The organism is Nocardia sp. NPDC004860, assembly GCF_040609015.1.
GTDB lineage: Bacteria > Actinomycetota > Actinomycetes > Mycobacteriales > Mycobacteriaceae > Nocardia.
In genome coordinates this window covers 316322-338201 of the sequence record NZ_JBEXJI010000001.1, presented here as the reverse complement: position 1 = coordinate 338201, position 21880 = coordinate 316322, and the positions used below count along the sequence as shown (strand labels likewise).

Sequence of the window (21880 nt, the reverse complement as noted above, 5' to 3'; positions counted from 1 at the left end):
CTTGTTGATGAGGGCGTCGGAGAAGACCGGTGAGGTCCGCGATGGCATCAATGGTGTGGTGAACACCTTCACCGCTCAGTCCGACGCGCTCGGCACGCCGTGGGGCAACGACTCGCTCGGCAGTCAGTTCGCGAATGGCGATCAGGGCTATCTGGCCAGCAAGAAGAACATACTCGAGGGTGCGTCCAACATGGCCGGTACGTTCGCGAATTTCTCCAAGTCGCAGAAGGATTCGGCCGACGAGCTGGAGCGCACCGAAGAGGCCAACCGCGAGGGCTTCCAGCAGGCCGCGCAATGAGCAACGAGCGTCGGAAGGCGGAGCTGGCGGAGATCCTGGACGGCTTCGGCGAGCAGATGCGCCTCATCACCCGACTGCAGCGCGAGCGGGCGGCGTTGACCGCGTCGGTGACGGTGCGCAAGCGAGTGACGGTCACCGTGAACGCCGACGGCACCGTGATCGATACCAAATTCTCGTCCGGCATAGAGGATCTCGACTATTCGGAGATCGCCCGGGCGGTCACCGAGGCCGCGCAGCAGGCCGCCGCCGAGGTGGCCCGCCGCGGCCGCGACATCATGGCCCCGGTATCCCAGAACCGCAAGCGGCTGCCCACCCTCGCCGACCTGGTGCCCGGCATGCCCGACCTGAGCAAGGAACTCGCCATTCCGGAGCCGCCGGTGGTCTCCACCGCGCCGCCGAAATCGCCGGAGCGCCTGGATGGTTACCGGGATCTAGACGCGAATACCGATGCGGCGCAGCCGCGGCGGGGCGGGGCCACCGATTCCGGATGGTGATACGACCGCGCTGGGCGAGGTAGCCGACCGTGGCTCTCGAACTGCCCTCGGAACTCGAATGGCTGGGCTGGATCGTCGGGGTCGAATGGCCCGAGGGCAACGAAGACCAGATGTGGGACCTGGCCACCTACTGGAAGAACGCGGCCGACGGCCTGCGTGACCAGGTCTCGGGTATGGACGCGGCCAAATCCGCCACGCTGGCCGCGTATGTCGACGGTGACGGCCGCGACAAGATGGCCAAGCAATTCGATCTGATGGCCGGCGTCGGCGGGAAACAGGACGGCAATACCTCCATCCTGGATCTGGCGGGCTTCTTCGACCAGCTGGGTGAATCGGTGCACGACACCGGAACCGAGATCGAGTCGACCAAGCTGATGTTCTACTCGTCGCTGGCCATGCTGGCGGTCGAGATGGCGGCGGCCTGGGCCTTCCCGCCCACCGCACCGGCCGCGGAGGCGGCGGCGCAGGCGGCCACCCGCATCGCGGTGCGCATCATCGGCCGGGAGGCGGTCGAGCGCATCGCCGAATACGTCGGCGAGCTGGTGGGCTCGTCGCTGGCGAAATTCATGCTGCGGCACTTCGTCCTGGATGCCGGGCTGGGCGTGCTCCAGGAAGTGGGCATCGAGGGCTATCAGATCGCGGCCGGGCACCGCAGTGGACTGGACTGGGGCAAGATCGGCGTCACCGCCGTCAGTTCGGCCGCGGGCGGTATCGCCGGTGGCAAGGTCGGCAAGGCGCTGGGCGAGCACTTCGAGGGCTCGGCCATGAATCACTACCTGAGCGCGGCCATCACCGGCACGAGTGCCGGATTGGCCGGTGCGGGAGCGGGATTCCTCGCCGGTACCGGTGCGCAGTTCGGGCTCGACGTGTACCAGCACGGGTGGGGCGACGCCTTCAAGAACATGGGCAACGCCTTCACCAATTTCGACCCGCGCATGCTGACCGCGGGCGTCGCCAACGGTGGCCTCTCCGGCCTCAATCACACGGCATCCCACCAGTTCTGGGAGCCCCGGGTGTCGCGCATGCGTGCGGGCGTCCCCGACAACTTCAATGTCGGCTTCCGACCCGATGCGGGCGGCACCGGCGACCTCGGCGGAAACTCCCACGGCAACGGCCATGTCGGCGATCCGGGCTCGACCCCCCGCGATGGCGGCGACCTGGGCGGCAATGGCCATGGCGGCGGCGGTGACACCGGCGGCCCCCAAACCCACGCCGCCGGATTCGCCGGTGACACACACGATTCCGACCCGCGCCCCACCGGCGACGGCAGCACGGCGCGGCCCGAGGGCGGCGATCCCAGCGGCAATGGCGGCTACAGCGGCTCTGATTCCCGCGCACCCGCGGATCGCGGTACGACCGAGGATCCGAGCGCGGCGACCGGCGGCGACCACTCCGCCCAGTCCCACACCCCGTCGGACACCGGCTCGGTGGCGCACCCACCCGCCGATTCCGCCACCCAGCCACAGGCGCAGACCCACGAAAGTCACAGCGGCAACCCAGAATCCGGTGTCCAAGCGGGCACCCGCGATACCCTCGCGCCGACCTCGGCCGCCCCGACCTCCTCGAACGCTCCATCGTCCGCGTATGCTCCGATGTCCTCGAACGCACCGACGGCGACGACCAGCGGCGACTCGCGCGCCCCCTCGACTTCCACGTCCGCCGGGAATTCGGCGGCACCCACCGGCGGCGAGTCCGGGGCGCGCACTTCCGGCGACAGCACATCCGGTGTCACCTCGAACTCGGCCGGGGACCCGGCTACCACTTCGGCGGCCCCCGCGGATTCGACCGCGGCAGCCCCGGCCACGGACTCGCGCGCCGCCGTTGCCGGTGACTCTCCCGGCCTGTCCCCGCAGAGCGCCCCATCCGGCCCGGCCACCTCACACGAGGCGGGCGCGGCCGTCGGGTCTGCGCCGGTCGGCGACCGCTCCGATACGCCGATCGCCGCCTCCTCCAACGGAACTCAGGCCCCCGTCAGCGCCGCCCCGGCCACCTCCACGTCCGGCACGACGGCCGCTCCCCAGCACGGTACGGCGGCTCCCGAACCGCGGTCCGTCTCCGAGACACCTCGCTCGACCGCCGAGGTCCGTCCGACCGCCGAGGCGCGTACGGCCGGTGAGACGCGTCCAACGGGTGCCCGTGCGGGCGACGCCACCGGAGCGCGCGCCGATGCCCCACGCGCCGACGGATCTCGTTTGAACGCTCCCCGCCACCAGGGCGCGGACACCCGCCCGGCCACGGGAGCCCACGCCCGCCCCACCGCCCCCGAGGCCGGTCGCACTCCCGAGCATGCCGCCTCAGCTGACGGCGTGACCGCACGCCCGGGCCTGGAAGATCCTGTCGCACAACCGGAATCCCGTACCATCGAGCCGGAACACCCACTCCCACCCGAGTCGACCGACCCGATCGCGCACGAGTCCACCGACTCGCGTGCGCCTGAGTCCACAGACCCGGTCGCGCCCGAGTCCACCGAACCTGTCGCGTCCGAGTCCACCGATCCGGTCGCGTCCGACCCTCGCCCGGACGCGAGCGGCTCCGACGAGCACCCCGTATCGGATGATCGTGCGGAACAGCCGGATTCCCGCACGCCCGCCGAAGGACCCCTCGAGTCGCCCCGCGAGACGGAACCGCGCGCCGAGACCACCCCGGACCGCGACGGTGCCCTGCCCAATGCGAACGAGCACGAGGGCTCGCCCACCGAACACCGCGACGAGGCCCGCGATCCCGCTGCGACGGAATCCCGTGGCGGACGCGATGCCACCGAGCCCACCGCGCGGCGTGACGAATCCGGTGCGCACCGCGACGATGCAAAACTGCCGCACGATGATTCGCCCCTCTCGCGTGACGATTCGGCGGCTCGGCGCGACGATTCGATGCGGGAACATGACGATCCGACGCCGCGGATCGACGACTCGACGCCGCAGCGTCAGGAATCCGCGCCGAGCACGCATGATCCGTCGCTGAGTGAGGCTGATCCCCGTGCGCGCCAGGATGATTCCCAGGCGCCCCAAGATGATTCCTATGCATCCCAGGAAGATCCCCGGACGCGCCAGGAAGATTCCCGAATGCGCCAGAATGATCCAAAGGCGCGCGTGGACGATTCGCAGCCGCGGGATGGTTCCGCAGATCGTCCGGCATCCCCGGAGGGCGCAGACCACCCCGGGTTCGAGCGTCGGCATTCTGCCGGGGGGCGGCCGGAACCCGTTGCGGCACAGCGGAATGGTGAGGTGCGCGATGGTGGCACCCGGTCGGAGGATGAGCACGACTCGGCCAACCCGGACGCGGGACTGCTGGTCGCGCCGATTCCTCTCGGCGATCACCCGGTCGGACGTCCGCTGGAGCCTCGGTCTGCCGGGGGTGATCGGCCGCACGAGACCCCCGGCGGCGATCGCGCGCCGGAACGGTCCGCCACCGCCGAACGTCCGACCGATCGGCGCGATGGTGTAACCAAGCGCGGGGATGGGGCCACGGCGCATCCGGGCAAGCTCGACGAGCCGGAAGTTTCCGCCTCACACCAGGAGCCGGATTCGGAACCGAGCCGTGGCCCGGAGAACCCGAATCGCGGACGCTGCGCCGAACTCTCCCTGCGCCTGCTGCGGATGCTGACCGGCAACGACTCGATCCGGGTACCGGAGCGCGCGGTCGGCCCGGAGGGCATGTCCGTCTCGGAGGTCGTGGCGGCCGCTGGCGGCAAGCTGCGCACCTACGACGACCACGACGCCATCTCCGCCCGGCTCCTTGAACTGGGCCCGGGCTCCTCAGCCCTGGTCATCGACCGCTACGCCGGTCCTGCCGACGAACACGGCGTCGGCGCCCACGGCTACATCCTGTTCAACGACGGCGGCGAGGTGAAGGTCCTCGACCCCGGAGCCGGTCGCGACCAAGGCTTCCCACCCGACATACCCCGCGAAACCAAGGCCACCCACGCCATCCTCTTCGAACCCGCCGAAAAGGGCGGCGCAGCCGTAGACCCCCTCAACGCCCGAACCCGTGCAGGCCTCGACCCAACCCACTTCACCCACCACCCCACCCCCGACCAACATCCCACCGACTCCGAGGACCCTGCTGACGCCCTCTCGCCCGAGGCCCGCCGCCCCTCGCCCTCGGACCCCGAATCCCCAACAGGGTCCGAAGACCACTCGCGCTCGGAAGACCGTCCGCGCCAGGATGACCCATCGCGGCCCGAAGACCCCTCCCGCGCGGCGGACACCCCACGTGCCGGAGATCGACCCCGGCCGGAGGAGCCACCACGCGAAGGGGGCCGGTCCCATCCCGACGAGCAGTCGCACGATGGCAGCGAGCCGCGCTCGGAAGAAGCTCCGCGCGAAGGCAACGAGTCGAGTCCCGAGGGCACCCCGCCCGAAGAAGGTCAGCCGCACCCGGAGGAGCTATCGCGTCCGGACGACCAGCCTGAGCCGAGGGAGCCTCGGGACCGGGAGCAGGCGACCGAACGGGGACCGGGTGAGGAGCGCACGCAGTCGGTCGCTTCGAATGAGTCTGTGCCCGTCCATGATTCGGAGCGCGGGCCCGGCCGCACCGAGGAACCCACCTCGGAACATCGGGCTGCTGATGCGCGCGTCGGGGATGAGCCGCCGGCGCACGATGGTGAGCGGCGTGAGCAGCCGGATGCGCATGAGCGTGGGGACGAGCATCCGGCCTATGAGTCGGCGGAAAAGCCGGAATGGGCGCTGCAGGTTGACGACGAGTGGTCGGGGCTGAGTGCCGAGGAGATTGCGGAGAAGCTCGAACAGCGGTGGGATGTCGATGTTTTCGGGTTCGACGCCGATATCCATCCCGAGGTGCTGCGCGAGTTTGCGCGCGCCGTCGACGCGATGTTCGAAAAGTATCCCGCCACCAATGTGCGGTCGGTTGGGATCGGGGATCTGCCGGAGTCCGTCTACGCGCGGTCGACGCCGGAGAAGAGCCCGAAGGTTGGCTGGTACGCCGAGAAGATCGTTCTGAATGAGCGTTACGCGCATGATCCCGAGGAAGCCCTGCGGTTGGCCCGGCGGGACGAGGCGTCGGGGCATGATGTGCCGGGCTCGAGCGAGCGCCCGATCTACGCGACGATCATGCACGAGTTCGCGCACGCGATGGACTGGACAGGTCAGGGCAAGGCCCGAAATCGCATGCTGGATGCCCTCGCCGAGCACTACGTGGCCGAGAACGGCAATATCGCCGGATTCCGACACTGGTTGGAGCGCAACCTCTCCGGCTACAGCTTCGACGGCCGCGACGGCATGACCAAGCACCTGGACAAGGCCGAAGCCCTGGCCGAGGCCTTCCAGGACGTCGAACTCAACGGCGACAACGCCAGCCCCGCCGCGAAGGTCATCCACCGGGTCCTAGTCGACGCCCTGGCCGAACACGCAGCCCAACACCCCTCCGAGCGCGGCCCCCGAACCCGGATCGACCCTGCAGCCGAGCACCGCCCCGCCGAGGCGCGCCCGGCGCAAGCGCATCCGGCATCAACGCATCGCCAGGAAGGTGAGCAGCCCAAGGACTCTCGCTTCGGCAGACGATCCGACGACCCCGATGGTGAGCACCCGTCGCAGTCCCACGACAGCGACCCCTCCGGCCGCGAGCGCCGCCCCACCGGCTACGACGACGGAAGGCCCATCCCCCCACCGGAATCGGAGCGGGGCCCACGCGTGCCCAAGGAGGAATACCTCGCGGCATCTCCCCAAGAGCGCCACACCATCAACCTCCCGCTCGACGAATGGTCGGCGATGTCTCCGTCGGAGGTCGCTCACGAGCTCGGCGAACGCTGGGGCCTGGAGGTCACCGGATTCGACAATGCGACCGTAGACCCCCATGTCGCGAGGGAATTCGCACGCGCGGTCGACGACATGATGCGCCGCTACCCGGCCGTCCGGAACCTGAAGCGCATCTCGATCGAGGAGATGGCGGACAACAACGTCTACGCCTACTGCGAGCGCACGATCCCGGGCCGCTTCGAGGGCGGTCCGCGCAGACTGGAAGCCGACGCGATCGTGCTGAACGCGCACTACGCGCACGATTACGCCCTACTGCGCAAGGCGATCTCCATCGAGGTGAAAGCGGGCGTCACCCCGCGTGGCGCCTCCCTGCGCCCCGTGCACGCGGTGATCGTGCACGAACTCGCACACGCCATGGATGTCGAGGCCACCCCCGCCGGAGCCATCCGCAACCGCCCATCCCGAAGCGCACTGCGCGTCCTGCGCGACTACTTCGAAGCCACCCGCCCCGACCTGGGCCGCAAGGAGTTCCGCACCGCCTTCCAAGACTGGCTCGATCAACTCAGCGGCTACAGCCGAGGCGGCACCGAGCGCGTGGGCCTGGGCCCCAAGTACAAATTCGACGGCGGCGAGGCCATGGCCGAAGCCCTCCAAGAGGTCGAATACAACGGCGAACGAGCCTCCGAACCCGCCAAGGTCCTCTACTGGCACCTGATGGACAGCATGGCCGAACACGCCCGCGTCGACGCCCCCCACCACATGCCCCCCGAATCGATTTCGAGGCCGACCCCGCCGACCCCGGGGGAGGAGAGCGCCCCCGCCACCCGCCGTCCCGCCGTCACTCCGAAGGTCGACGATGCGCCCGCCAGCGGTGCGCGTCCGGACTCGCCGAATCCGGCAGACGGTTCGAATACCCGTGGTGCACACGACGAGTCGGCCTCGATCGAGCCCCAGCCCCGAAGCAGTGAAGCGGAACCCCCGGCCGAGCCGGTCGATCCCGGCAAGTCCCAGGGAGATGACGAGGGCAACCCTCGCGCTCGCGATCTCAAGGCCGGTGGCCAGAACGAGACCGAAGGCACGGGCCGCAATGACCCCGAGGCCGAGCCCCCCGCTGAGCCGGCGGCCGGTGGTGCCGGAGGCGAACAACCGCCGACACCCGGCAACAAGGCCGCCCCCGGTCCCGAGCCCGAGCCGAACAGCGCCAACAACGAGGCTTCCGAGCCCACCGGTGGCCGGCCCGAAACTCCCAGTGCAGCGGGGGGATCCGAGCCGGACACGCGAAGCCCCTGGCTGCGGCGCGAGGAAGCGGTCCAAGCCGACTGGAATGCCGAAATGGCGGACCAGCGCGCGAAGTGGCTGCGCGGCATAGCCGATTCACTCCCGCAGGGCAGCCCCGATCGCGCCCTGTACGAGGCTCGCGCGACCAATGCGGAAGCCGAGGCCCGCACCGCCAAGACCACCGCGGATCAGGCGTGGGAAAGCGCCGGTGGCCGCCCCGACGAGCCGGTCACCTTCAGCGACCCAGACCCGAATCCGCCGGAGCCGCAACAGGAGCCAGGCGAGGGGCAGCGCGAGGGAGAAGGCCAGGAGCAGCGAACGGAAGAGAGCCAGGGCCAGGGCGGGGAGCCGGGTCAGGGCCAGCGCGCGGAATCGGCCCAAGGGCAGCAAACGGAGTCGAGCCAGGGGCAGCGCGAGGAGCCGGGAGAAGGGCCGGGATCGACTGCTGCGGCGACGTTGCCGGATACGCGCCTGCATACCGATATCCTGGTCGATCCGACGTTCCCGGAGGCTCACACTCAGGAATTGCTTATCCCGGCAGGAGAGGTGACGCGTGCCGTTGATCCGGTGGACGCCTCTCCGGCCTTGCATGCGGTGGCCGATTACCTGGGGCGGTCCGAGGCTCCGCCGAGTCTTCGGGAGCACAGCGCGGCCGATTTGGAGTACGCGGCGCATTTGATGGACGCGCTCGGTATGGACGGCTCCATTGGGCAGCAGCGAGATCCGCTGGCCGCCATGCGGGATGTGGCCGAGAATGCGCGTGCGCGTGGCGCTTTCGGAGATCCACGAGGCGATCGTCCGCCGCGTGCCCTGCGTCCCGAGGAATTCGGTCGACTCTCGGACGAGGATCGCTTCCTTCCGAAGCCGGTGGAACGGCCTGCGGGGGAGACGCCCCGTGAGCTGCCGCTCGAGCCGTGGTCGGAGGCGAATCACGGTCCCGTCGAGGGGGAACCGCGCACATACACGCTGTCGGAGTTGCGTCAGGAGCTGGCCGACCGCCTGGGTCTGCGGCCCGAGGATGTCACTCCGGAGCACTTGTCCGAGGTGGCCGGTGAACTCCAGTACCGGAATCTATTGCGCGCGGGTGCGATCGAAGCCCTCGCCGATGCGGTGAACCTGCACGATCGTGCTGCCACACCCGAGGGCCGTGAGGTCTTCGGAAAGATCCGCGACGAGTGGGCCCGCTTGCTGGGCGTCGATCCCGAACACCTGGCCCGCGATCCGGAGCGCGTCCTCACCGACCTTCGCGACGAAACACTTTGCCGTGCAAACGATGTCGCGGACGTCATGGCCGCCACCTTCCACCACCCGGACCCCGCCGCCGGCCCGCGCCTGGTGCTCGAGGCCGATGGCCACCGCGTGCACGTTGAGATCACCGCGGGTCCGGATGGCACGCACGGCCTCCGCACCGTCGATCGCCCGGCGGTGGAGCTCGAGCCGAAACCCGGTGCCCCGGAACAGAAGATCGGCCTACTCCGCCGCGCCTGGCGCTCGTTCAAGGGCTACGAGGGTCAGTACCCCAAGTACATGTCCGGCTACGAGCACGGCGACGGCGAAGGCCAGGCCAAGATCATTCGCGGCGTCGCCCACATGTTCGGCCACGACTTCCCCCTCGAGGAGGAGGCGAACCCGCACGAGCATGTCGCCCCCGGCCACAAACCTCACACCATCGAGGTGCTGGCGGAGGCTCCTATCGCCCGCGCCATCAAGGAGGGCGCCACCATCTGGAAGGCCCGGGAGCGCATGCCGTTCCTGAAGCGCTGGACCAGCCGCGTCGCGGACATCTCCGCCGATGTGGTCCCCATGCGCGGCCGCCGTGGCGGCGAGTACGAACCCTGGTTTTCCGAGGCCGATCCCCATCTCCGCGCCCAGATCGAGCACAGCCTGCGCTTGGGCGAGATGAAGACCGAGGCGGATTACCTCCGCGAACGTCAGGAAGGCGACACCCAGGAGCTTCCGGCCGGTTCACACACCCCGGAACTGCCCCCTCCGCCGGAACACCATTGGGCGTCGAATCTGCCCGAACCCGTGGCGCACGCGCTCGAGGCCCGCGACGCCGCCCTGCGGGAACTGGCGCGGGTGGCCCGCGAACACGGATACGAACTCTCCGAGGCGAATCCGGAGCAGCTGCGTCGCGTGGTCACCGACGAGGCGTACAAGCTGCTTCGCCGGGCCGCCGCGCTCGAGGCCCTCAACCACGCCGCCCACGAGTTCAACGAGGTCGAGGCTCGCGTCCCCCGGCGTCCGGTCGCCCACAATGACAAGAATCCGCTGGGCCGCTTCGTGCGTGAGGTCCACGCGGTCCAGGAACTGGAGCGCCGACAGGCCCAGGCCGACCGCAAGCGCGAGAAACACGGTGCCGCGCCGGATGATCCGTCGGAGCGGTTCCAGCCCAAGAAGCCCCGCAGCACCTTCCTCGACGCCGTCGGCACCAACAACAATGGCGAGTGGGCGAACCACTTCGAGGATGCCGACGAGGGCTTCCGCCAGAGCGAGCGCGGTGATCTGTTCCGCGACGCCCTCGAGCGCGACCAGCTCGCCGAGGAACAGTCGAACTGGGCGCAGCTGCTCGGCATCGGTTTGGACGAACTCGGCCCGGGCGAACTCGATCGCACCATTGCCGAGCACCGGATGGCGATCCGTGACGCCCGCGACCATCTGAACGAATTGTCCACCGCCGTAGACCATTTCCTCGCACTGGACGAGGCCTCGAAGCAACAGGCCCGAGAGCTGATCGACAGCGCGGCACACGAGTGGATGGACGCCAATGGCGGCGCCATGCTCGAGCCCGGCATCGGCGTGCGCCCGGGCGAGCACGTCGGCGACCCGAACCGCCTGGTCGTGATCAGCGGCGACGAAGACCACCACGCCCGCCTCGCCGAGGCCCTCGCCGAGTATCCGCGGCTGGCCGACCTGCTCAATCGCGGTGAGCTGCACCTGGATTACCGCACCGTCGGCATGAACGACGATGGCGTGCTGCACGTCGTCGACGAGGCCACACCGCAGGTCCGCTTCGCCGATCTGGAGCCCGGCGGCGACCGCACCCCGGTGCTCATGCTGCGCGACGGCCACGGCCCCTGGGAAGTGGTCCAGCCCGAAGCCCGGTCCGCCACACCGGAGCACGAGACCTCCACCCGGAATGAAACACCGAGTGCGCCAAGGGATCCAGATGTGGTCCGCGCCGAGCGCAATGCCGTCGCCGCCCGCCTCGAGGGCGCTTCCCACATGGACCTCGGCGAGCACCTCGACGAGACCATCGCCGCCCTGCGCCAGGACAATATGCTGCGGGCCGCGCAGATCGAGGGCATGGCCGACTACATCCGCAGCAGCGATGCCATCGAACACTTCCACGAACTGAGCGACAAGCTCGGCGATCTGGGCCACGTGCTCGGCATCGATCCGGAGCACATGTCGCCCCAGCGCGTGGCCGAGGCGATCACCGATCCGAAGACGCCGCGCGCGCGTCGCGCCCAGGCCATCGGCGATCTGCTGGATTACGCGAAACAGCTGGGCAAGACCAAGGGCCCGGAGGTCATCGCCGCCCGCGACCGGCTGGCGCGACGGCTCGGCGTCGACCCGGAAGACCTGCACGGATCGAAGTACCAGAAGAGCGAGGACAAGCGGCGGATCACCGGCTATGGGCCGGAGGCCGACGCCACCAGCAAGCGCGCGACGGTGCGCGCCATCAACAATGCGCTGGGCCGTGACGGCGAGCGCCCGCACGTGGCCGCCGCGCTCGAGGAGTACACCCGCGCGCTCGGAGCCGTCGACCCCTACCACCCGGACCTGCGATTCGACCCGCGCACCGATCCGCGCGCGGCCGACGGAGTCCTGCCCATCCATCCGGAGTCCGCGACCGCGCTCCTGCACAGCCTGCTCAGCGAAACCGTCGGCGAGCGACCGCTTTCCGGCAACCCGTCCCATGCCAGCGGCGTCTGGGCGCATCTGCTCGGCACCGATCTGCACGATGTCGACCGCATGGTCGCGTCGTATTCCAAGGAGCTGCCGGGCCTGCACGAGCGGATGTCGCCCGAGCAGATGCGGCAGGCCCTGGGCTCGCTGCCCGAGCACGCCACGCTCGAGCGGCTCCGGGAGCGCAAGCTCTCGCCGGAGGAGACGGACGCGCTCCGAGCGTCCTACGACGAGTACATGTCGGGGCTGGCGTCCGAGCAGCGTCCGCTGTCGATCGGCGAGTACGTCGAACTGGTTCAGGGCGTCCGGGACGCGCGTTTCGCCGAGGTCTACGAGGTCTATCGCGACGGCAAGATCGAGGAGCACGAGCGACCCAAGCCGGAGAAGTTCCGGCAGATGCTCGACGAACTGCGCGCCGAGGTTCGCGCCCGCGAGGCCGATATCGACGAGCTGCAGCGGCTGGCCGCCGAACACCACGCCCTCACCTCGACGCCGGAACCGCAAGCACCACACCGGAGTCCGCTTGCGGAGGCGGGTGATCTGGTCGAGGCCAGGAATGCCCGCGACCTGGCCCTCGAACAGCGCGAGGCCGCGCTGAGCCACCTGGAGACCGGCTCGGACCGCGGAGTGCGCGCCAGCGATCTGACCCCCGAGCGACTGCGCGGCACCCTCGATTACCTGGCCACCCGGACCACCGAGGATGGTCACCCGCTCAATTCCCAACAGCGCATCGACGAGTTGGCCCGCACGGCCACCGAATTCAATGAAGCGCAGGCCCGCGTCGATGATCAGGAAGCGCGAGTGCGCGCGTCCGTCGAGGCCGCCGCGGGCCCCGGCGAGGCACCGGCCGATGTGTGGCGTCGCGAAGTCGACAGTGCCGGAGCCGATGTGGTCGCCAAGGCCGCCGCCACACCGGGCCACTGGCCCGAGGATCGCGATCAGATCGTCGGACAGCTCGACCGAATCTCCCGCGGACTCCCCGAGAGCGGTGCGGAGCTCACCCACGAACTCGATCCGCTCCGCGAGGCCGTACAGCGCTACCAGACCGCTCTGGACTTCCAGGGCGCGGTCCGGCCCGAGCCCATCGAATCGGTGCGCGCGGGGGAGTCGCCGCGACAGCAGGCCGAGCGTGAACTGAACTACGCCCACCAGGACGCCGACATCGCCAAGCTGGCCGTGGAGTCGGCGCGGGCGGGTCTGCCGGTCACCGAGGCCGACCTTACCCGCGACTGGATCGACCGCACCCGAACCGAATTCGGCGGCACCCCACCCGACCGCCTTACCCCCGACCAGCGCAGCCTGCTCCGCCTCGCCGACGTCGCCGAACACCATCTCGACGTCCTCGACCGGGCCGCCCGCTGGCAGGCCCAACTCGACCACCTCGACGCCGAGGCTCGCCACGCCGCCGACACGCCCCGTGCCGCCGCGGCCCGCGCCGTCGACACCGCCCGCGCCGAACGGGCCGCCGCGATTGAGAACGTCCGCCGCCAACTGGGCATCCACATCGACGAAACCGAGCTCACCCGAACCACTCTCGCCGAAACCATCGAGGGCCTGTCGAACCGCACCATCATCACCGTCCCGGGCGAAGACCCACTCGTGGCGATGGCCGCGGCCGAACACCTCCGCTCCGCCGCCGAAAACCTCCACAACGCAGAAGATTTCGCCGACTGGGCCGACCGCCACCTCACCGACCACAACCCCGGCGACGATCCCGACGGCAATTCCGGCCACGATTCCGGCAGCGGCCCCGGCGACGACGGCGATGGCTCGTCCAAGCCTCCGACCGGTCCCGGCGATCCCGATGGGTCGGGTGACCCGGGGCGTGGCAAGTCCGGCGACAACTCGACCAACTCGAACGAGGGAGCGGACCCCAACCCCGGCCGGGACCCGAACGCGGGCAATGACCCGAATTCGGGTGTGGATCCCACTGGAGTTCAGCCTGTTCCGACATCGACCGGGGCATGGGAGCCGGTCGGGCCGAGCCGGGTTCACGTGCCCGCCGATCCCGCGGTCGCGGCCCGGATCGCGGAGGATATGCGGGCCGGGAATCAGTCCCGGACCGATGCGGAGAACGATCTGGCCAGGGTCGGCGAACTGGCCCGCGAATTCGGCGTGGATCCCACCGGATTGTCCGCGCGCGAGCTCGAGCACGCCCTGACCCAGGCGCTCGACGCCGAGGTCGCGCGCTGCGAAGAGGTGCAGGGCCGCGAGAACATCCCCAAAGAGAAGATGGTCGAGTACTTCGCCGAACGCGATGCGGCAACGCTGCGCTCGGCCGAGGTGAGTGCCGCCCGCGCCCGAATGTCCGCGGATCTGGGCCGCTATCACCAGGGCCAGAACGACGCGGTCGCCTCGATCACCTCCGCCTACCAGGCAGCCGTCGACGACGTCCTGACCTCCTCCACCGACCGCGTCGTGAACCCCGGCGTCGGCGTCACCGGCCAGCCCCCGCGCCTGGTCGTGGTGAGCCACCTCGACAACCACGACATCATCGTCGGCCCCGACCTGCGCGCCTCCCTGGCTGCGCAAGGCATCGACATCAGCTTCCACCGAGTCGAGGTAAGCCCGGACGGCACCATCACCGTCCAGGAAATCCGTCCTCCCTCGAACCCCACCGCCTCCCACCACGATCCGGGCTCCGACCCAGGCGGCTCCGGCGATGACTCCGGCCCCGGCAAGCCTGGCGGCGCCGGCGGCCGCAGCCCCGGCGACAATGGCTCCGGCACACCGACTTCCGGCCCCGGCGACCCAGATCCCTCTGGCTCCGGCGGCAAGTCGGGCTCCGGCGGCAAGGACGGCGGCACGGACCCAGCCACCGGCACCCCGGACCCCGAAGAGCCCGAGGGCAACTCGAGTTCCAACGGCAAGGGACCCGGGGCCAATGACTCCGGCGACATCAGCGGTCCGACGACCGAGCACAAGGCCGAGGCCCCCGGCACCTCGCCCACCGGCACCGTCGACCCGAACGCGGAGACGGTCGAGCTCCCGCCTTCGTCCGAGCGCCCGACCGTTGAGCTGCCCCCACTGTCGGAGCGCCCCACGGTCGAGTTGCCGCCGATATCGGAGCGTCCGACCGTCGAATTGCCGCAGGCCTCCGAGGCTTCGACGGTGGAGGTACCGCCGCATTCGTCCGGCGACCCAACCGTGGAAGTGCCGCCGCACTCATCGGGGGATCCGACCGTAGAGTTGCCGCCGCCAGGCTCCGGAGATCCGACGGTCGAGTTGCCGCCGCCGGGTGCCGGGGATCCGACGGTGGAGTTGCCCCCGCCGTCGTCCGAGGTTGCGACGGTGGAAGTTTCGCCGACGCCGGGGGAGGATCCGCTGTCGGTGAATCCGGCGGTGGTCTCGCCCACCTTGAAGGCGGTCGCGGATTTCCTGGCCGATGCTCCGCTCGAGCACAATGCGCATCAGCGGACTCCCGAGGAGCTCGCCTACTTGGCCCGGCTGGCCGAGGGCCTGGGTTTGGTCGAGCCGTTGTCGCAGCGTGCGGACGCGTTGGCCTCATTGCAGGAGCTGGCCGAAATGGCCAGGGCGCGTGGTCTGTTCGGTGATCCGGAGACCGGTGTCGGCCCCGCCTCGATGCACGGCGACGACTTCCGCCCGCTCACCACCGACGAGCGTTACGGCGGCGAGGAGTACTGGCGCTCCGAGGTCGACCCTCGCGAACTGCGCGCCATCGAGGCCGAGTTCCGGGATCTGGGCATCGCCGACCGCCTGCACCAGGCGGAGTTGGAGGAGGCCGCCACCGCTCGACAAGCCCTGGAGCAGAACGCGTCTCGCCCCACCGGTCCGGTCCGGGATCTCCCACTCGAGCCGTGGTCGGATACCACCCACCCGGCGGGAACCCCGCCGCGCGCCCTGACACTAGAAGAGCTGCGTCAGGACATCGCCACCCGCCTGGGCCTGTCCGACGCCGACCTCACCCGGCAGCGACTGCCAGAGGTCGCGGGCGAGCTGCAATACCGAAACATGTTGCGCGCCGGCGCGATCGAGGCGCTCGATGAGGCGGCAGCCCGCCACGATGCCGCTACCGATCCGCGCGAGCGCGCACGGCTCGCCGAGGTCCGCGACGAGTGGGCGCGCCTGCTCGGCGTCGAGCCCGACCGTCTCGCCCCGGAGCACCGCGCCGCGACCTTGGCCGACCTGCGCGCCGAAACCCTCCGCCGCGCCGACGATGTCGCCGACCTGATGGCCGCGACCTTCCATGATCCGGACCCGTCCGCCCCCCAGCGGCTGGTCCTCGAGGTCGACGGCCAGCGCGTCCACGCCACGGTCCGCACCTACGCGGATGGCGTGCGCCACCTGGAACCCGCCACCCGCCCGCCCCTGCCCGGCGACCGTCTCCCCGCCGAGCGGCCCGCAGCCCGTCCGCCGTTCCTGCGCCGCCTGTGGGACATGGTGCGCAGCGGATTCCAGGGCCAGTACCCGAAATACGCCTCGGGTTCGGGCATCGACGGCACCGGTCAGAAGCAGATCATTCACGAGGTCGGCGGCTGGCTGCACAACAACTTCCTCGAGCACGTCGAGATCAACCCCTCGCGCCTGGGCAAGGAGTTCGCCACCCTGTGGAAGGCGCGTGAGGATCTACCGTTCGTCAACCACCTCACCGCCCGGGTCGCGGATGTGGCCTCCGAACTGGTGCCCATGCGCACCCGAGACGGCGGCGAGTATGAGCCCTGGTACAGCGAGGTCGATCCCGCCACCCGGGCGCGCATGGCCGCGGAACTGGAGTTCGCCGGTATCGATCCGGGCGACCCGGAGCCCGTCGGACCGCACCCGCCGCACGATCCCGCCACGGACCCCGCGCAGGTCACTCAGCGTGAGCCGCTGCCGGAACTGCCCTCCGGCGATGATCCCGAACATGCTGGGACACAATCGGATCCGACGACCGCGTACCAACCTGACCCACCGGTGTCGCGCGACGCGCTGCCCAAGGTACTCGCCGACGGCCTCGACGTCCGGGACGCGGCCCTGAACGAAGTCCTGAAACAGGCGGCCCGCCAGGGCATCGATGTGCGTACGGCCGATCCGGAGACGCTGCGCCGCCTGGTCGACGAGACGACCTACGTGATGCTGCGCCGCGCCGGAGCCGTGGAGGCGCTGTTCGACGCCGCCGAGCGCTACAACGCGGAAGACGCCCGAATTCCCTACAGCCGCAACGTCAACTACTTCGAAAAGGATCCACTGGGCCGCTTCCTGCGCGAGCTGGTGCACAGCGACCCGACCCGTCACGACTGGGCGGTCTCGCGGCTGGCCCGCAAGCTCGGGCTGTTCGGCAGGGACGACCCGCTGTTCACCACCCTCGAATGGGACGGCACCCCCAATGGCGGCGAGCCCGCCCTCCACTTCGACGACCTCTCGCCCGAGGAGCTGCTGACCCGCAAGGAGGGCGTGCTCTTCACCCAGGGCTTGGACCGCGATCAGGTGCGTGAGGAGCGCGGCAACTGGGCGCAGCTGCTCGGTGTCGGCCTCGACGACCTGACCCCGGAACGCCTGCCGCACACCGTCGCCGAACTGCGCATGGCGGTGCGCGAGCACGCCGACCAGATCGCCGATCTCGGCCGCGCCGTCGACGAATACGTGCGCGCCGACGCTAACCTGCGCGCCACCGCGCACGATATCGCCGACGACGCGGCCCGCACCTGGTCCGGCGAGCATGGCGGCGTACCGCTCGATCGCGGTATCGCCGTCCTGCCCGGTGAACCGCCGCGCCTCACCGTGATTCGCGCCGACGGCGCCCACGAGCGCGCGTTGGCCGAGTACCTCGCCGACCATCCCGAGATCGGCCGTCAGCTCAACGACGAGCACCTGCGACCCGACTTCCGCACGGTCACCATGGACGAGCAGGGCCGGGTGCGGGTCGTCGCCGAACACACACCCGAGGTGCGTTTCCACGAGCCCGAGGTCGGTGGCGAGACGATTCCCACCACCACCGTGCGCGACCATCCCGCGGGCCCGTGGCGGGTCGTCGAACACCCGCCTGCCGACCCGACCCCGCACGAAACCCCCGCGCGGCCGACGCGCACGCCGGACGAATTGCACACGGCGCGTGATGAACTGGCCGCCAAGCTGGGCGTCGATCTGGACAATCTCACACCCGACAAGCTGGCCGACACCATCAAGGCCCTGCAGCACGACAACGCACTACACGCCGCGCAGATCGAGGGCATCCGCGACTTCATGCGCAGCAGTGACGATATCGAGTCGTTCAACGATCTGAACGCGGCACTGCAGCAGTTGGCGCATCGGCTGGATCTCGAGCCGTCCGCGCTGACGCCGGAGAGCCTGGCGCGGGCACTGACCGACCCCGGACTGCGCAATGTGCGACGTTTGCAGGCGGTCGAGGATCTGGTCCGCTACGCGAAATCGGTACGCGGAGTGGATGAACGGGCAGCGCTGGCCGCGCGCGATCGCCTGGCGGAGCGCCTCGGTGTGCCCCGCGAGGAGTTGCTCGCCAGCAAGTACAACAAGTCCGCCGACCGGTTCGAACCCGATGCGAAGAGCATCGCGCCCAAGGCCCTGCTGCGCGCGATCAACGACATGCAGCACCGCTCGCTGGAACAGCCGCGGCTGGTCGACGCGCTGGCCGAATACGCGCGCACGCTCAGCGGCATCGACCCCTACCACAACGATCTGCGCTTCGATCCGAGCACCGATCCCCGGGTGGCGGAGGGCGAGCTGCCCATTCACGATCCGGCCGCACCCGCCCTGCTACGCGACTTCGACCCCGAATTGATGGGCGAGCCACCGCGTTTGGACGATCCCTCCTGGGTGGATTCGGCGTGGGCCAGGCTCCAGGGCCTCGAACTCGGCGACGATCCCGCGCGCCTGGCCAAGGCTTACGAGGCGTATCGCGACGGCAAGATCGAGAAGTTCGAGCGTCCGGACGATGCCCAAACCCGCGCCACCGTCGAGGAATTGCGCAGCGAGGTCCGCGAGCGGGCCGCCGCCATCGAGGAGCTGCGACAGCTCGCGCACGAATACAACGAGGCGGACACGCCGGCGCAGACCCCCACGCAGCCGCTGCGACCGGTGCGGGCGGCACGCGAACTCCAGAGTGCGCGTGTGGAGTTCGAGCACGCCAGCAATGCCCGCGATTACGCGCTGTCGCGGATCACGCAACCCGATGAGCATCAGCCGCATCTCGAGGGCGCTCCGGGCCGCCGCATCGACGCCGCGGATCTGACCCCGCAGCGGTTGGCGTCCACGATCGAGCACCTCGAAAACTTGCCCGTACCCGAGGCCATGCGGCCGGGCCACGAGGCCAGGATCGCCGCACTGCGCACGGCCGCCGACCATCACAACGACGCCGAAGTCCAGCTGCGTGCGGCGGAGCACGAGCTCGACCGATCCCTGATGGCCGATGCCCGCCCGGACGAGGCTCCGGTGGACACCCTGCGCCGCGCCCTCGACCAGGCGCTACACGAGCAGCGGCAGGCGACGCACGGCGTGCGAGTCGACCCTGCCGACCTGACCCCGCAGCGCTACCGCGAGGCCCTGACCGAGGCGGCCCAGCACGCCCGTACCCTCGAGGAACAGGCCGCGGCCACCCCGCGCATCCAGCGCCTCGAGGACGCGACCATCCGCGTGCACCAGATCCAGGAACTCATCGCCCAACACGAGGCCGCCGCCGAGGCACAGTCCCGCGCCGCGGAGACACCCCTGGACACCGCCCGCCGCGAATCCCGTGCCGCACAACAGGAACTGCGCGCCGCCCAAACCGCCCGCGACCTGCTCATGACCGCCCCGAAGCCCACCAACCCGGAGGAATTCGCCGCCCACACCGACGCCCTCCGCGCCGCCACCGACCGAGTCGACCAGGCCCAAGCCGCCGCCAACCGCTGGTCCACCGAACTGAAACGCCTCTGGTCCGCCTACACCCGAGCCGAAATCACCCCCTACGAGGCAGCCGCCACAGCCCGCAACGAAGCCCGTGCAGCCCTCCGCCAGGCCATCACCGACTTCCACACCGCAACCGGCCTCCGCGTAGCCGAGTCCGACCTAACCCCCGAATCCCTGGACCCCACAATCGAATACCTCCAGGGCAAAACCATCCTGATCGGCCCCGGCAGCGCCACCGCCTTCGAAGACCTCCACCGCGCTGCCACCCACTCCCACCAAGCCGACGCCCTGGCCCAATGGGTCAACGAAAACATCCCCCACCCCGACAACCCCCAACCCGGCACGGCCACACCGAATTCTGGCCCCGACGGCCCCGATCCCGCCTCCGGCCCTGCGGGCAACGGCCCGAAGCCACCCAGCGACTTCGACGGCGGCGCCGCGCACCCCGAGCCGAACAGCCCCGCACAACCCGACCCCGACTTCGCGGTCACCCAGGTACTCACTCCCGGCGAGACCTCTGATGCCCCGGGCGGGCCTGCACACACCCCGTCTCCGACGCCCCCTGAGGTTCGGGAGACGAATTCTGCTGCACCGATGTCGGGTCCGGTTCAAGCCGAGCCTCAGAAGTCGGCGGTAGTCGAGACTCCGCCTGCGGTGCGGGCGGAATCGGAGAATCCGGCCGACAACGACGCTGACGCGGCGAAGCACGGCGTCGAGTCCGAGAAGCTGTTGCCGCCCAGGACCTCCGACGGTTTCGCGGCTGGATCTGTCCCGGTTGAGGAGTCAGATTCGGCGACTGTCGGCATGCAGAAGTCGGCGGGCGGTGAGCCGGAGCCGACCGGAGGCGGAGAGGAACCCGATTCGAAGCGGCCGGTGGAGCTTGGAAAGGCCCTGCCGCCGAAGACCTCCGGCGAACCCGGTGAGGGTGCAGTTCCGCCGCTCGATAGTGAGCCGCGCAGCACCGGTGAGAGCGGTGGGTTCAATTGGGATCCGAATTGGCGGTCGCATATTCCACATCCGCCGCGGTTCTTCGATCCGGAGTTTCCGCAGTACACGCCGCAGCCGTCGCAGGAGGCCGCGCCGTGGTCGCTGCCGCCGGAGGCGAATCCGCCGCAGCCACCGGCTCCGCCCAATCCTCCGGCACCGCCGAATCCGCCGCAGCCGCCGTATCCGCTGCCGCCGGGTGGGCCGGGCGGGCAGCCGTATCCCGGTGGGCCCGGGATGCCCGGCGGGGCTATGCCGCAGCCGCCGCGCATCCCTCAGATGCCTCAGGTGCCGCGGATGCCAGAGCCGCCGCAGCTGCCGCAGCCGCCGGAGACTCCGCCGTACGGGCAGACGCCGCCGGGCGGTTCCTATCCGGGTGTGCCGACGCCGCCGGATCCGGGCTGGCCGAGCGGGCAGCTGCCGACCAACGGTCAACAGCTGCCGTGGGGTTCGTGGCCAGGCTCGCAGCAGCCCGGCGGATCCTCCCAGTGGCCCAACGGTTCGCCGCAGTGGCCGGTCTCGCCCGATGGGCAGAACCCGGGCTACCCGGGCTCGCCCGACGGACAAAACCCGGGGTACCCAGGCTTGCCCGATGGACGGAATCCCGGCTATCCCGGCTCGCCCGACGGGCGTAGTCCCGGTTACCCGGGTTCGCCTTCGGCCTCCGGGCCGCGCGGTCCCGGTGGGCCGAATGGCTCTGCGCCGCATGCTCCGAACGGTGCTCCCGGCTGGAATGCCCTGCCGGACAACACTCCATCCGGCGGCAACGGCCAGAACGGCACGAATGGCAATGGCGCGAACGGCGCGTCCGGCACCCCGGGCGGTTTCCCGGGTGGTCCGATGAGTGGCGCGCTGGGCGGCCAGCAGCCTGGTGCGTCCAATGGCGGCCGCGGACGCGGCGGCAACCGTTTCCCGCGAGCATCAGGCCCGGCGTCCTCGGGCTCGGGTGTCTACCTGCGCTCGCATTCCGGCTTCGGTGAGTTCGCCACGCTGAACCCCCTGACCGGTGAACTGAACTCGGCTCCGGTCGGCGCGGGTTCCCTGGCCGGTGTCTACGACGACATGGACGGCCTACGCGTGGTCTTCTACCGCGATCCCCAATCGGGCCTGGTCCTCCGCGTCGGTGATCAGGCCATCGAGGTGGACCGCATGGGCGCGGAGGTGTATTGGGAGCGCACCCAGCAGGGCTTCAACCGCCTGCTGGTCGGTGTCGGCGGCACTCCGCAGTGCGAGGTGCGCTATCGAACCGTCCCGCAGGACGCCGATCTGGGCCTGCTGATTCGCGATGTGCTCTCCGATCCGGATCGCAGGGCGGGCATTTTCGGGTGATCCACGGGCGAGTTCGCCGATTCTTA

At 70.1% G+C, this 21880-nt stretch carries 3 protein-coding genes; all 3 read left to right on the top strand.

What is annotated here, in order from left to right; translation table 11 throughout:
• Positions 1-7 precede the first annotated feature (7 nt).
• From ABZV44_RS01415 to ABZV44_RS01405, 3 genes are read left to right on the top strand one after another with little or no spacing between them, the layout of a single operon-like run.
• Positions 8-298, top strand: coding sequence for a hypothetical protein (locus ABZV44_RS01415; protein ID WP_354830491.1), 291 nt, complete (start codon positions 8-10; stop codon positions 296-298).
• Positions 295-792, top strand: a complete 498-nt coding sequence (locus ABZV44_RS01410) for a YbaB/EbfC family nucleoid-associated protein (RefSeq protein ID WP_354830490.1) — start codon at positions 295-297, stop codon at positions 790-792. Before ABZV44_RS01415 ends, ABZV44_RS01410 begins: the two co-directional genes overlap by 4 nt.
• Before the next feature lie 29 nt (positions 793-821).
• Positions 822-21854, top strand: coding sequence for a hypothetical protein (locus ABZV44_RS01405; RefSeq protein WP_354830489.1), 21033 nt, complete (start codon positions 822-824; stop codon positions 21852-21854).
• Positions 21855-21880 lie beyond the last annotated feature (26 nt).

What these genes read in the sequence shown, in the direction of transcription:
- ABZV44_RS01415 (WP_354830491.1), top strand. Translation starts at nt 8, where the DNA reads ATGAGGGCGTCGGAGAAGACCGGTGAGGTCCGCGATGGCATCAATGGT.
- ABZV44_RS01410 (WP_354830490.1), top strand. Translation starts at nt 295, where the DNA reads ATGAGCAACGAGCGTCGGAAGGCGGAGCTGGCGGAGATCCTGGACGGC.